12 protein-coding genes and 1 tRNA gene are annotated in these 13,573 nt (G+C 72.3%); 4 read left to right on the top strand and 9 right to left on the bottom strand.

The features are described 5' to 3' along the window. Nucleotides 1-31 precede the first annotated feature (31 nt). The 5 genes from ACFRFH_RS11470 to ACFRFH_RS11450 all read right to left on the bottom strand — a co-directional run bounded on the left by ACFRFH_RS11470 (nucleotide 32) and on the right by ACFRFH_RS11450 (nucleotide 7,115). Nucleotides 32-3,424 carry an error-prone DNA polymerase gene (locus ACFRFH_RS11470; protein ID WP_382463130.1) on the bottom strand — a complete coding sequence of 1,131 codons (3,393 nt, stop codon included), beginning with the start codon at nucleotides 3,422-3,424 and terminating at the stop codon, nucleotides 32-34. 105 nt (nucleotides 3,425-3,529) lie between these two features. Further along, the gene (locus tag ACFRFH_RS11465) at nucleotides 3,530-5,122 is read right to left on the bottom strand and encodes a DNA polymerase Y family protein (protein ID WP_382463129.1); all 1,593 of its coding nucleotides are present in this window, start codon (nucleotides 5,120-5,122) and stop codon (nucleotides 3,530-3,532) included. Nucleotides 5,123-5,124: 2 nt separating this feature from the next. After that, nucleotides 5,125-5,820 (bottom strand): hypothetical protein, encoded by a 696-nt coding sequence (locus tag ACFRFH_RS11460; RefSeq protein ID WP_382463128.1) that lies wholly within the window; start codon nucleotides 5,818-5,820, stop codon nucleotides 5,125-5,127. Between the two features lie 76 nt (nucleotides 5,821-5,896). Then, nucleotides 5,897-6,742 (bottom strand): DUF3097 domain-containing protein, encoded by an 846-nt coding sequence (locus tag ACFRFH_RS11455; RefSeq protein ID WP_382463401.1) that lies wholly within the window; start codon nucleotides 6,740-6,742, stop codon nucleotides 5,897-5,899. Nucleotides 6,743-6,824: 82 nt separating this feature from the next. Continuing rightward, entirely contained in the window at nucleotides 6,825-7,115 is a 291-nt protein-coding gene (locus ACFRFH_RS11450; RefSeq protein WP_382463127.1) for a DUF6504 family protein, read from the bottom strand. 156 nt (nucleotides 7,116-7,271) lie between these two features. Here ACFRFH_RS11450 and ACFRFH_RS11445 point away from each other — a divergent pair, with 156 nt between their 5' ends. From ACFRFH_RS11445 to ACFRFH_RS11435, 3 genes are read left to right on the top strand one after another with little or no spacing between them, the layout of a single operon-like run. Further along, a complete protein-coding gene (locus ACFRFH_RS11445; protein ID WP_382463126.1) occupies nucleotides 7,272-7,928 on the top strand; it encodes an FMN-dependent NADH-azoreductase in 657 nt (218 codons plus the stop codon). 12 nt (nucleotides 7,929-7,940) lie between these two features. Further along, on the top strand, nucleotides 7,941-8,306 hold the full coding sequence (locus ACFRFH_RS11440) for a winged helix-turn-helix transcriptional regulator (RefSeq protein WP_382463125.1): 366 nt from the start codon (nucleotides 7,941-7,943) through the stop codon (nucleotides 8,304-8,306). A gap of 24 nt (nucleotides 8,307-8,330) precedes the next feature. Continuing rightward, on the top strand, nucleotides 8,331-8,813 hold the full coding sequence (locus tag ACFRFH_RS11435; protein ID WP_382463124.1) for a DUF1707 domain-containing protein: 483 nt from the start codon (nucleotides 8,331-8,333) through the stop codon (nucleotides 8,811-8,813). 64 nt (nucleotides 8,814-8,877) lie between these two features. On the opposite strand, the gene ACFRFH_RS11430 is transcribed toward ACFRFH_RS11435, so the two are convergent. The 4 genes from ACFRFH_RS11430 to ACFRFH_RS11415 all read right to left on the bottom strand — a co-directional run bounded on the left by ACFRFH_RS11430 (nucleotide 8,878) and on the right by ACFRFH_RS11415 (nucleotide 12,127). Continuing rightward, nucleotides 8,878-9,978 carry a VIT1/CCC1 transporter family protein gene (locus ACFRFH_RS11430; RefSeq protein WP_382463123.1) on the bottom strand — a complete coding sequence of 367 codons (1,101 nt, stop codon included), beginning with the start codon at nucleotides 9,976-9,978 and terminating at the stop codon, nucleotides 8,878-8,880. After that, nucleotides 9,975-10,955 (bottom strand): helix-turn-helix transcriptional regulator, encoded by a 981-nt coding sequence (locus ACFRFH_RS11425; protein WP_382463122.1) that lies wholly within the window; start codon nucleotides 10,953-10,955, stop codon nucleotides 9,975-9,977. Before ACFRFH_RS11425 ends, ACFRFH_RS11430 begins: the two co-directional genes overlap by 4 nt. Nucleotides 10,956-10,994: 39 nt before the next feature. Beyond that, nucleotides 10,995-11,963: a cation diffusion facilitator family transporter gene (locus tag ACFRFH_RS11420; protein WP_382463121.1), complete on the bottom strand. Its 969-nt coding sequence runs from the start codon at nucleotides 11,961-11,963 to the stop codon at nucleotides 10,995-10,997. 76 nt (nucleotides 11,964-12,039) lie between these two features. Beyond that, nucleotides 12,040-12,127: transfer RNA gene (locus ACFRFH_RS11415), tRNA-Leu, on the bottom strand. A 125-nt stretch (nucleotides 12,128-12,252) separates the two neighbouring features. On the opposite strand from ACFRFH_RS11415, the gene ACFRFH_RS11410 reads away from it, so the two are divergent. Further along, the gene (locus ACFRFH_RS11410; RefSeq protein WP_382463120.1) at nucleotides 12,253-13,569 is read left to right on the top strand and encodes a M20/M25/M40 family metallo-hydrolase; all 1,317 of its coding nucleotides are present in this window, start codon (nucleotides 12,253-12,255) and stop codon (nucleotides 13,567-13,569) included. Nucleotides 13,570-13,573 lie beyond the last annotated feature (4 nt).

Below are 13,573 nucleotides of genomic sequence, written 5' to 3'. Positions count from 1 at the left end.
CGTGGAAGTGACAACGACGTGCCCTTCGGCGTTAACGGAAGTCGCGGGAGGTGGTGCGGGTGGGGGTGTCCAGGGGTTCCAGGCGGTCGGCGATCACGTTGACCACGCCCTCCTCGCTGCGCTCCAGGATGCCGCGCACGATCATCGCGGGCGCCTGCCTGGCCACCCGGCGGTAGCGGTTCCACACCCCGACCGGGCAGATCACGTTCACCAGGCCGGTCTCATCCTCCAGGTTGAGGAAGGTCACGCCCGCCGCCGTCGCCGGCCGCTGCCGGTGGGTGACCACGCCGCCCACCTCGATGCGGCGCCCCGACTCGGCGACGGCCAGGGTGTCCGCCGCCCGCACGCCGCGCGCCGCCAGCCCGGGGCGCAGGAAGCGGATCGGGTGGTCGTCGGTGGAGATCCCGGTGGCCCACAGGTCGCTCGCGAGCTGCTCGGCGGGGGAGAGCATCGGCAGCAGCGGCGGCTGGACCGTGATCGCGGTGCCCGCCAGGAACTCCGGGCGCTCCTGGGCGGCGTTGCCGGCCTCCCAGATCGCCTGCCGCGGGGACAGCCCGAACCCCTCGAACGCGCCGGCCGCGGCGAGCGCCTCCAGCTGCGTCACCGTCAGCCCGACCCGGCGGGAGAGGTCGCTCAGGTCGCGGTACGGTCCTGAGGCCTCGCGCTCGGCCACGATCCGCCCCGCGAGGGTCTCGCCGATGGAGGTCACCCCGGCCAGGCCCAGCCGCACCGCGTGCCCGGCGTCGCGGCGGTGCACGGCGAAGTCGAGCGGCACGGCGCGGTCGAAGGCGCCGACCGGCGGCTGGTCGTGCTCCAGGCACGGGTCGGCGCCGGTCGGTCCCTGCCGCGTGGGGTCGATCGCCTCCAGCAGCGGGAACACCCCGGAGAGCTGGATGTCCGGCCGGCGCACCACCACGCCGTGCCGCCGGGCGTCGGCCGTGAGCGTGCGCGGCGAGTAGAACCCCATCGGCTGCGCGCGCAGCAGCGCCGCGAGGAACGCGCCGGGGTAGTGCAGCTTCATCCACGAGCTGACGTACACCAGCAGGGCGAAGCTGATCGCGTGGCTCTCGGCGAAGCCGAAGTTGGCGAACGCCTCGATCTTCTCGTAGATCGCGTCGGCGTCGTCTCCGACGATGCCGTTGTGCGCCATCCCCTCGTAGAGCTTCGCCCGCAGCGCGCCGATCTTCTCGATGCCGCGCTTGGAGCCCATCGCCCGCCGCAGCAGGTCGGCGTCCTCCGCGGTGCAGTCGCCGATCGCGACCGCCATCTGCATGAGCTGCTCCTGGAACAGCGGCACGCCCAGCGTCCGCTTCAGCACCGGTTCGAGGGCGGGGTGCAGGTAGGTGACCTCCTCCTTGCCGAGCTTGCGGCGGATGTACGGGTGCACGGCGCCGCCCTGGATGGGGCCGGGCCGGATCAGCGCGATCTCGATCACGAGGTCGTAGAAGCTGCGCGGCTGCAGGCGCGGCAGCGTGCCGATCTGCGCGCGGCTCTCCACCTGGAACACCCCGATCGAGTCGGCGCGGCACAGCATGTCGTAGACCCCCGCCTCCTCCTTCGGGATGCTGTCCAGCGTCCACGCCTCGCCGAGCGATGCCTCGATGGTGCGCATCGAGTAGTCGAGCGCGGAGAGCATCCCGAGCCCGAGCAGGTCGAACTTGACCAGGCCCATCCACGCGCAGTCGTCCTTGTCCCACTGCAGCACGGTGCGGTTCTCCATGCGGGCGTGCTCGATCGGGCAGACCTCGCCGACGGGCCGGTCGGTGAGCACCATGCCGCCGGAGTGGATGCCGAGATGCCGAGGGAACTTCAGCACCTGCTGGGCCAGGTCGACCACGGCCTCCGGGATGTCGTGCTCATCGGTCGTGGTCACCTTGCTCCACGAGTCGATCTGCTTGCTCCAGGCGTCCTGCTGCCCGGTGGAGTGGCCGAGCGCCTTCGCCATGTCGCGCACGGCGTTCTTGGGCCGGTAGGTGATGACGTTGGCGACCTGGGCGGCGTTGCGCCTGCCGTACTTGGCGTAGACGTACTGGATGACCTCCTCGCGCCGGTCGGAGTCGAAGTCGACGTCGATGTCCGGCTCCTCCTCGCGCATGGAGGAGAGGAAGCGCTCGAACGGCAGGTCGTACTTGATCGAGTCGACCGCGGTGATCCCGAGCAGGTAGACGACCGCCGAGTTCGCCGCCGAGCCGCGGCCCTGGCAGAGGATTCCGCGCTCGCGGGCGAACCGGACGATGTCGTGGACGATGAGGAAGTAGCCGGGGAAGTCCTTCGCCTCGATCACGTCGAGCTCGCGCTCGATCCGCTCCCGCTTGGCCGGGTCGCGGTCGAGGTCCGGGTAGCGCTCTGCGGCGCCGCGCCAGGTGAGCTCGCGCAGCCAGCTCATCGGGGTGTGGCCCTCCGGGACCTCCTGCTTCGGCAGCCGCGGCCGGGCGCTGCGCAGCCGGAACGCCAGGTCGTCGGCGATGTCCGCCGTGCGCTCGACGGCGCCGGGGTAGCGGGCGAACCTGGCGGCCATCTCCCGGCCGCTGCGCAGGTGGGCGGCGGCGGAGGCCGGCAGCCAGCCGTCCATCTCGTCCAGGCTGCGCCGGGCGCGCACCGCAGAGACCGCCGTCGCGAGCGGGTACTGGGCGGGCGTGGCGTAGTGGACGTTGTTGGTGGCGACGACCGGGAGGCCGAGCCGGCCGGCGATCCGGGCGAGCAGGTCGTTGTCGGTGGTGTCGCGGGGCGCGCCCTGGTCGATCAGCTCCACCAGGACGTTGTCGTGGCCGAACAGCTCGGCGAGGCGGGCGACCTCCCGCTCGGCGGCGCGTTCGCCGTGCTCGGCCAGCGCGAGGCGCACGTCGCCCTTGCGGCAGCCGGTGAGCACCATCCACTCGCCGCCGGACTGCTCGGCGAGGCCCGGGAGGTCGTACACCGGCCGGCCCTTCTCCTCGCCGGCGAGCTGGCCCGCGGTGATCGCGGCGGCCAGCCGGTGGTAGCCGGACTGCTGCCGGGCGAGCAGGACGAGGTGGCTGCCCTCCGGGTCGGCCTCGCCGTTCTGCGGACGGCTGAGCGAGAGCGACAGCTCGGCGCCGAACACGGTCTTGACGCGGTCGTAGGCCTCGGCGGCCTCGGCGAGGCGGACGACGCCGTACAGGCCGTCGTGGTCGGTGAGGGCGAGGCCGTGCAGGCGGAGCCGGGTGGCCTCCTCCAGCAGCTCCTCGGGCGCGCTGGCGCCGTCGAGGAAGCTGAACGTGCTGTGCGCGTGCAGCTCAGCGTAGGGGACGTGCCCGGCGTCGGGCTCGTCGGACATCGGCTGCGCGACGTACTTCTGCCGCTTGCGGGAGGAGGGCCGCTCCGGCTGCTCCTGCTCGCTCGTGCGCCGCCCGCTCAGCCGCCGCTCGAACTCGGCCCACGGGATCGGCGGGTTGTTCCACCCCATCAGCGGCGCCCCCTCTCGCGCATCGAGGGGACGCAACACGCCGTCACCCGCCGCGGATGGCGGCGTGTTGCGTCCCCTGGATGTGGGCGGAGGGGGAGGCGCGCGCTAGTCATAGCGGGCCTCGGCGAACCAGGCCGTGCCGGTGAGGGAGAGCAGCCAGGCCGTCCCGTCGGCGTCGACGAGCTGGAAGCGGTGCATGGCGCGCGCCAGGGTCGCGTCCCACCAGCGCTCGCGCACCGGCCACGGGCCGGCCCAGGAGTCCACCGGCCGGGCGTCCCTGGCGGCCCCGGTGGGGGAGAAGCTGACGATCGGTGCGGTGACGTCGCCGCGGTCGGTGACCTCCACCGTCTCGCCCGACGCGTTCAGCACCGCCACCGGCCGCGGCACCTCGAACACCGTGGAGGGCGCCGGTGCCGGCAGCGACCCCGGCCACGGCCGGTCGGAGCGGGCGACGCCCACCGGCCGGTCGCCCCACGGCACCAGCACCTGCCGGTCGGACAGCGCCCGGCCGCCGCCGATCGTCGCGGTGACGACGGCGTCGTGGCCGAGCATGCCCTGCACGCGGGTGAGGCCGTGGTGGATGCGCTCGTCCGCGCCGCCGCCCCACAGGCCGTCCTCGTGGTGGCCGATGTCGTCCACGGCCTCCGGCGCGACGGCGACCTTGGCGATCGGCGAGGCGAGCCCGGAGTCGATGGAACCGGAGCCCTGCAGCTGCCAGCGCACCCGGTCGACCACGTCGGAGGCCGAGAACAGCCGGGGGTGCTGCCAGCTCCGCTCGCTCACCCGGCCGCGCTCGTCGGTGACCTCGATGCGCAGCGACGTGCAGACCAGCCCCGCCTTGGTGAGCCCGGCCACGAACTGCTCGGCCGTGCCGCGGAACGCGAACGTCACCTGGTCGACCCGGTCGAGGGGAGGCTCGAACTCGATCGCCCTGTCCAGGACCTTCGGCGGGGTGCGCGGCACCACGGCGGCGCCGTCCATCCCGCTGGCGAGGTCGTGGGCGTGCTCGCCGCGCTCACCGAACCGCTCCCGGACGTCCAGCCGGTCCAGCCGCGCCAGGTCGCCGAGGGTGCGCAGGCCCAGCCGGCGCAGCAGCGGGGTGAGCTCGGTGAGGCCGAGCTGGGCGACCGGCAGCGGGGCGAGGAAGGCGGGGGAGCCGCCGGGAGGGATGATGCGGACGCGGGGCGCGGTCTGCGCGACCCCCGTCGAGCGGGCGGCCTGCTCGGCGGCGAACGGCCCGTCGGCGATCCCGATCCGCACATCGCCGAGCTGGAGACCGAGCTCGTCCTCCAGTCCCTCCAGGCAGCGCAGCAGCTCCGCGGCCGCGGCCTCCTCGCCGCCGTAGTAGCGCGCGGGGCCGCGCGCCCGCAGCACGCAGGTGCCCGGCCGCACCGCCTGGACGCCCGGCGTGATCTCCTCGATGGCGGTCAGCACCGGCTCGAAGGCGCGCGCGTCCAGCACCGGGTCGTAGAGGACGATCTCCAGCTGCGGGCAGCGCGACTGCGCCTCCCTGACCCGCAGCCCGCGGGTGACGCCGTCGGCGCGGGCGTGGGAGGAGCAGGCGAACACCATCCCCTTCTCGACCAGCGCCAGCGGTACGTCCGCGGGCAGCTCGAGCCGCTGCCGGGCGGCGATGACCGGCCAGTCGGGGCACCAGAGCACGATCGCGCGGGTGACCTGCCGCATCGTGGGTGACATGCCTAGCTCACCGCCTCCAGGCGCGTGGGCGCGGAGGCCCGGAACGTCTCGTCCACCGCGGGCAGCCACAACTCGGCCCTGCGCCGTGGTCCCGCCCCGCCGCGCGGTGCGGCCTCCACGGTCACCCGCCGGGCGGAGAGGTAGCCGGCGCCCGCGCCCAGGCCGTCCCAGCCGCTGCGGACGACGGAGAGCGCCGCCTCCGCCTGCGGCCAGTCCCCGGCGACGACGAGGGTGGCCTCCCGCTGCCGCAGCCGCGCGGTCAGCCGGGCGACGTCGCCGCTCTTCGGCCGCTCCGGGGGAGCGACGGCGATCACACCGAGCACGTCGGCCATCGCGGCGGTCACGGTCAGCCACTGCGGCCCGGGATGCGGCACCAGCACGAGCCGCTCCAGGTCGATGCCGAACCGCCCGGCGGCCTCCGCCCCGAAGTCGGGCATCCCGACCACCCCGCACCAGGCGCCCGCGGCGCTCGGCCCGGCGAGCATCGCCATCAGGAGCGTGGTGGAGCCGTGAACCGTGTAGGCGGCGCCGGCCTTGAGCGCCCCGCCGGGCAGCAGCGCGGCGAGCGCGGGGTGCGTCTCCAGCGTCCGCGCGTCGAGCTTCGTCGCCTGCATCTGCCGGATGCGCGACTGCAGCTCGTGCACCTGCGCCCGGTCGGCGACCGGGTCGGGGAAGGCGGGTGCCACAGCAAGGGACATACCTCTATTTTCGAACACATGTTCGAATACCGCAAATGTATTCTGGTGCGCTGAAGTGCGCGGCGGGATTCGCCGTCTAGCGGGAGACCGGCTCCGTCACGAAGTCGATCAGCCGCTCCACCCGTCCGAGCAGCTCCGGCTCCAGGTCGGCGAACGTCCGCACCCGGCCGAGGATGAGCTTCCACGCCCGGGCGATGTCCGCCTGCGTCTCGTGCGGCAGCCCGAGCGCCGCGCAGATGCCGTGCTTCCATTCGATGGAGCGCGGGATGGCCGGCCAGGCCTCCAGCCCGACCCGCGCGGGTTTCACGGCCTGCCAGATGTCGATGTAGGGGTGGCCGACCACGAGCACATGCGCGCCGAACGGGCCGCGGGCGACCTTCTCGGCGATCCGGCTCTCCTTGGACCCGGGGACCAGGTGGTCGACCAGCACCCCGACGCGGCGGCCGCGGTCCGGCGCGAACTCGCGCACGATCGCGTCCAGGTCGTCCACGCCCTCCAGGTACTCCACGACGACGCCCTCCACCCGGAGGTCGTCGCCCCAGACGCGCTCCACCAGCTCGGCGTCGTGGCGGCCCTCCACGAAGATGCGGCTGGCGCGGGCGACGCGCGCCTTCTGCTCGCCGACCGCGAAGGACCCGGAGGCTGTGCGCCCGCGACCGGCCGGGGCGCGGCTCGGTGCGACGAGCTTCACGGGCTCCCCGTCGATCAGGAAGGAGGAAATGATCGGGAAGACGCGTTTCGCCCCGAAGTAGTCCTCCAGCTCGACGGTCTGCGCCTCCAGCCGCACGATCGCACCACAGAACCCGGTGCCGGCCTCCTCGACCACGAGGTCGCGCACGGCCTCCACGGTCGGCAGCGCCGTGCGGCCGGCGTTCTTCCAGTCGGAGGCCAGCACATCGGAGCCGTAGCGGTCGTCGTCCATCACGTTGAGAGAGGGTAAGGGATCGGCAGGGCGGGGTGGGGGAGGCTCCCCGGGTGCGGGTGGGATGCGCGGCTCGCCCGCCTCAGTCGAAGATGCGCACCAGCCGCCAGCTCCGGTCGTCCGCGTCGTGCCGCACGTCGAACACATGCGCCACCCCGCCGTCGCTGGTCGCCTGGAAGCGCCAGCCGCCGATCTCCCGCGGCAGCGCTCCGACGCCGTACCGGTGTTCGCCGAAGGGGCGCCACCACGCGCAGATCTCGGCCCACACCGTGGGGGTGTCGCTCACCCGGTACCGGGTGGCGCGCCAGACCAGGCGGGTCGGGATGCCGTCCTCGGTGGTCCACACGGCCACCGCCTCGTCGATGTCGGTCATGAGCGCGGGTTCCTCTCGATCGAACGTATGTTCGAATACAAGTGTAAACCTGTCCTGGGACACACGCGCCGCTCCGTGGGCACAAAAAGGTGCCTTGTTCCCTTTTCATCGAGGTGCTGCAAACATGGAGATCACTGAAATACGAAAAGGAAGAATATGCCGTCAATACTCCATGTCAACGCCAGCCCGCGCGACGCCCAGAGTCGGTCGCTGGCATTGGCCGAAACGTTCCTGCGTGCACTTGCCGAGCACGCGCCGGCCGTCGAGGTCACCACCCTCAATCTCTTCGAGCGGGGCGCGCTTCCGGAGTTCGGAACGGCCGCCGCTCACGCGAAGATGGCGACCTTCACGGGCAGCGAACAGACGGAGGAGCAGAGAGCGGCGTGGGCCGACGCGCGAGCGGTGTTCGAACAGTTCGCGAACGCGGACGGATATGTCTTCAACATTCCGATGTGGAATGCCGGCGTCCCGTACGTTCTCAAACAGTGGATCGACATCGTCACGCAGCCGGGCTGGAGCTTCGGATTCGACCCCGAGATCGGGTATTCGGGCCTCCTGGCCGGCAAGAAGGCCGTGGCGATCCACACATCGGGAGTCTTCGCCCCGGGAGTCCCGGCGGCGTTCGGCTCCGACTTCTCGGTGCCGTTCTTCGAGGATTGGCTCCGGTTCGTCGGTGTCACGGATGCCGACCATGTGCGGTTCGCGCCAACCGTGCTCAACCAGGACCCCGAGGAGACTCGTCGCGCCGCCGAACGAAGACTTCACGCGTTGGTCCCGGATTTCGGTGCTCACTTGGCGCCGCTGAACGCATGAACGGGAGAAGCCGTGGATGACTCTCCGCTGCGCGCCGACTGCTCGGCACGGCAACTCCTGGTCGCGATCAGTAGCAAATGGGTGACGCTGGTTCTGCTCGCGTTGTCCGGCACAGATCTGCGGCACAGCGAGCTGCGTCGACGGATCGGGGCCAGCCAGAAGATGCTGACCGCCACGCTGAGGGCTCTCGAGAGGGATGGGCTCGTGCGGCGGACCGTGACTCCCAGCGTTCCCCCTCGAAGCGACTACGGCTTGACCGAGCGCGGTGCCTCGCTCCTTCCGATCGTGGAGGCGATGAAAGCGTGGGCGGACGCGAATATGGACGACGTCGCCGAAAGCAGGCGGTTGCATGAGGAGACCAGTAGGCGTCCACAGTGAGCGTCCGCCTGGCATACTGACCGCATGACAGACTTCGGGGAGCCGTCGAACGCGTCGTTGCGCCTCAGCCACGACGAACGGGAGCGCGCCGTCGCCGCGCTGCAGTCGCACGCCACGCAGGGGAGGCTGAGCGAGGCCGAGCTGCAGTCGCGTGTCGCCGCCGCGCGGTCGGCGGTCACGCGCGGCGACCTCCAGCCGTTGTTCTCCGACCTCCCCGGTGTGCTGCACCTGGATGGCGTCGGCGACGCACCGACCGCCCCGGCCGACGCCGCGTGGCAGGCGTCGCAACCGGGTCCGAGCCCGTGGGGCTACCCGCCGGCGCCCGGCGAGCAGGGCCGGCCGGTCACCCGCTGGGGGCTGCTCGTCGTCTCGATCATGCCGTTCGTCGCGGTCATCCTGTTCTTCCTGACCGGGATGGCCTGGGGCTACGCGTACAGCTGGCTGTGGTTCCTGCTCATCCCGCTCGCCGGCGCGCTCGTGTACGGCGTCGACGGCCGGAGGCGCTGACATTCGTCACGAATGTCGACTCTGACGCCGCCATTCACCACATTCGGCACGAATGTGCGGGGCCTCAGCCGACAGTGGCGCCGAACAGCAGCCCCAGGAGGTACGTCGCGCCCGCCGCGCCGTACCCGATCGCGAGCTGCCGCAGCGCGCGCTTCAGCGGCGACGCTCCCGACAACAGCCCGACGATCGCGCCCGTTCCGAGCAGCACGAGCCCGACGAGCACGGCGGCGACCACGATCGCGGCCGTGCCGGTCAGCCCGAAGATGAACGGCAGGATCGGGATGAGCGCGCCGGAGGCGAAGAAGCAGAAGCTCGAGATGGCGGCGCTCCAGCCGTTGCCGATGGCCTCGTGGTGCTCCTCCACGGCGCCGGGCACCGCGACGGGCGACGTGTAGGCGCCGAGCGTCGTCAGCACGTCGTGGGCGTGCTCCTGCGCCTCCGCCTGGTCCATTCCGCGTGCGCGGTAGACGAGCGTCAGTTCGTTCGCGTCGACGTCGAGGTGGGACAGCGCCGAGCTGGTCGCCGGGTTCGGGCTGGAGGCCTCGAGGAGCTCGCGCTGCGACCGCACGGACACATACTCACCTGCGCCCATCGACAGCGCGCCGGCGAGGAGGCCGGAGACACCGGTCAGCAGCACGACATGGCTCGGGACGCCGCTCGCGGCCACGCCGAGGACGAGCGCAAGGTTGCTGACCAGGCCGTCGTTGGCGCCGAACACGGCCGCGCGGAACGTCCCGGAGAGCCGCTGCCTGCCTCGGGCGGCGAGCGCGCGCACGACCTCCTCGTGCACCTGCTCGTCCGCCGCCATCTGGGGCGTGGCGTCGGCGTCGTCCGCGTACGGCGAGCGCGCCTCCGCCCGCTGTGCGAGGGCGAGCACGAACACGGAGCCGAAACGGCGCGCAAGCAGGCCGAGCATCCTCGTGCGGATCTCGCCGCGCAGCGGGCGGCCGACCTGGTCGCCGAGGAGGTCGAGCCAATGCTGCTCGTGGCGGCGCTCGGCATCCGCGAGGGCGAGCAGGATCTCCCGCTCCTCGCCCTCCCTGCGGCCGGCGAGGTCGCGGTAGACGGCGGCCTCCGCGCGCTCGTCGGCCAGGTACTGGCGCCAGCGCTTGATGTCGGCGTGCGTCGGGGTGCGCGGGACGGGGGAGGGCTCGGGGGTGCTCATCGGGTGACGAGTCTACCGGCGGCCGCGAACCGGTCGCCCCAGACGGCGGCCAGCTCGCGGACTTCGGGAGGCCCGTCGATCGTGAACGGCGCGGCGACCGCGGCGAGGCCGAACAGCGCCCACTCGGGGGAGTCCGCGGTGATCCGCACACGGGTGCGCGCCGTGCCGTCAGCCGCAGGTGCCTCCGGTTCGGCCTCCGCCCAGCGCCCGATGGCCTTCTCCACGTCGGCGAGCGGAGCGGCGACCACGGCGTCCACGACGAGGGACTCAACCGCCCCGGCGAGCGACTCCCGCACGTACTCGGCGGCGTCGGTGGCCGGCAGGGTGCGCGGCCGGAAGCGCGCACCGGTCGGCCGCGGCTGCGTCATCCGGTCGAGCCGGAAGCTGCGCCAGTCGAACCGGCCGAGGTCGTAGGCGACGAGGTACCAGCGCCGCCCGACCGAGACCAGCCGGTGCGGCTCGACTGTGCGCTCCGACGCATCCCCGTCTCGCCGCACGTAGGAGAAGACCAGCCGCTCCTCGTCACGGCAGGCCTGCGCGACGACGGTCAGCAGCTCGGCGTCGACCACCGGGCCGGGCCGCAGCTCGGAGGCGAGCGTGGCGACGCGGAGGGCGTCCACCCGGCGGCGCAGGCGCGGCGGCATCACCTGCACCACCTTGGCGAGCGCGCGGACCGACGCGTCCGCGACCCCGGCGACGCCGCTCTGCGCGGCGGTGCGCAGGCCGACCGCGAGCGCCACCGCCTCCTCGTCGTCCACCACCAGCGGCGGCAGCGACGCGCCGGCGGCGAGCTGATAGCCGCCGGCGACCCCGCGCGTGGCGTCGACCGGATAGCCGAGGTCGCGCAGCCGCTCCACGTCGCGCCGGAGCGTGCGCGGCGACACCTCCAGCCGGTCGGCGAGCTCGTGGCCCGGCCAGTACCTGTGGGTCTGCAGGAGCGACAGGAGCTGGAGGGTGCGCGAACCGGTGCTGGCCATGCACCCAGTGTGCCGCGAGAACCGGTCGGAATGTGTCCGCTATCGGAGCTCGTCTGTGTCGGCCTCGCGCGGCACGAGCGACGGGGCCCCGCGCCGGGACAGCGTCAGCACGGCCTCCGCGACGTGCTCGTTGCGCTCCAGCGCCTCCGCGACCGCATACAGGTCGTCGGCGACATCGGACTCCTTGTCGTCGCCCACCAGGTCGACGGCCGCGACCAGGAACACCCGCTCCGGCCCCACGTACTCCAGGTGCAGGTAGGTGACCCTGTCGACCTCGGGATGCTGGAGCAGCGTGGCCAGGGCCGCCTGCTGCACCCGGTCCGGGGCGGGCTCGCCGAGCAGGAAGCGGCGGTTGCGGTCGATCAGCACGAAAGCGACGACCGCCAGGAGGATGCCGACCAGGATCGAGCCGGCCGCGTCGTACACCGCGTTCCCGGTGAGTTCGTGCAGCAGCACCCCGAAGAAGGCGATCACCAGCCCGATCAGTGCGGCGGCATCCTCCGCGAAGACCGCGCGCAGCGTCGGGTTCGAGGTGCTGAGGACGTGCTCCAAGGTCCCGGTGTCGCGTTCGGCCGCCTTCGACCTGGCCTGCCGGAAGGACTGGAGGAACGAGACGCTCTCGAAGACGAAGGCGATGGCGAGCACGATGTAGTTGATGAGGTAGTTCGAGTCGGGCTCCCCAGTGCCGAGCTGCGACAGCCCGTGCAGGATGGACACGACGGCCCCCGCGGTGAACAGCCCGACGGCGGCGAAGAGCGACCAGACGTACGCCTCCCGCCCGTAGCCGCTGGGGTGGAGCTCGTCGCTGGGCCGCGCCGCGCGGCGCTCGGCCTGCAGGAGGAAGACCTCGTTCCCGGAGTCCGCCCAGGAGTGCGCCGCCTCCGCGACCATCGAGGCGGACCCGGTGATCACGGCGGCGACGGTCTTCGCGAGCGCGACGACGATGTTCGCGCCGAGAGCGACGAGGACCGTGAGCAGGCTCTGCTTCGACTGCTTCCCGGACGCCATGCACGCCACCCTAGGCCCCTGCGGCAGGCCGGGGAACGACGAAGGCCCCGATCTCTCGATCGGGGCCTTCGTGATGTGGTGTCCGAGGGGGGACTTGAACCCCCACGCCCTATACGGGCACTAGCACCTCAAGCTAGCGCGTCTGCCATTTCCGCCACCCGGACGGGTGTTTTCCGGCCGCCGAAGCTTCCGGCTGCCGAAGAAAGACATTAGCACGAAACCGACTTCCGCTCTGACATCGTCGCGCACCCCGGGCGTGGCGGGCGGGGCCGCCCGGTAGCGTGGGGGGATGACCGACTCCACCGACACCGCGACCGGGCTGGACGAGACCGCGATCATCGCGCGCGACCTGATCCGCTTCGACACCACCAACTACGGCGAGGGCCGGTCCAACGGCGAGACCGAGGCGGCCGAGTACGTGGAGGCGCGGCTGAGCGCGATGGGCCTGACCCCGCAGCTCTTCGAGTCCGACCCCGGCCGCACCAGCGTGGTCGCCCGGGTGCAGGGGCGGAACTCCGCCAAGCCCGCCCTCGTGGTGCACGGCCACCTCGACGTCGTCCCCGCCGACCCGCGCAACTGGTCGGTGGACCCGTTCGGCGGCGTCGTCAAGGACGGCCTGCTCTGGGGCCGCGGCGCGGTCGACATGAAGAACATGGACGCGATGATCCTGACCGCGGTCGGCGACATCCTTGCAGCGGGGGAGCAGCCGGAGCGCGACCTGGTGCTCGCGTTCTTCGCCGACGAGGAGGACGGCGGCCGACGCGGCTCGCACTTCCTCGTGGACACCCAGCCGCAGCTCTTCGCCGGCGCGACGGAGGCCATCAGCGAGGTCGGCGGCTACTCGGTCGACCTCGGCGGCAAGCGCGCCTACCTGCTGCAGACGGGGGAGAAGTCCCTGGTCTGGATCAAGCTGATCGCCCGCGGCCGCGCCGCGCACGGCTCCCGGCTGATCAGCGAGAACGCGATCACCCGGCTCGCCGAGGCCGTCCTCGCCATCGGCAAGCGCGAGTGGCCGATCCAGCTCACCGACACCACGTCCCGGCTGATCGCCGAGCTCGGCCGCCTGCTCGACGTCGACCCGGAGCAGGTCGGCCCCGACGAGGTGGTGCTGCGCACCGGCACCGCAGCGGGCTTCATCCTCGCGACCCTGCGCGCCACCAGCAACCCGACGCTGCTGGACGCCGGCTACAAGCACAACGTCATCCCCGACACGGCGGAGGCGCTCATCGACATCCGCACGCTGCCCGGCGACGAGGACCGCGTGCTCGCCGAGGTGCGCGAGCTGATCGGCGACGACGTGGAGATCCAGGTCATGCACCGCGACATCGGCCTGGAGGCGGAGTTCGGCGGCGAGCTGGTCGACGCCATCACCGGCACCCTGGAGCGGCACGATCCCGGGGCCCCTGTGCTGCCGTACCTGCTCTCCGGCGGCACGGACAACAAGGCGCTCAGCCTGCTCGGGATCACCGGCTACGGCTTCGCGCCGCTGCGGCTGCCCAGCGACCTCGACTTCCCCGGGATGTTCCACGGGGTCGACGAGCGGGTCCCGCTGGACGCACTAGTGTTCGGCAGGTCCGTCCTGCGCGACCTCCTGCGCAGCTACTGAAAGA

The organism is Leifsonia sp. NPDC056824, from assembly GCF_042789575.1.
Taxonomy (GTDB): Bacteria; Actinomycetota; Actinomycetes; order Actinomycetales; family Microbacteriaceae; genus Leifsonia.
This window is presented reverse-complemented; position numbering and strand designations above follow the sequence as displayed.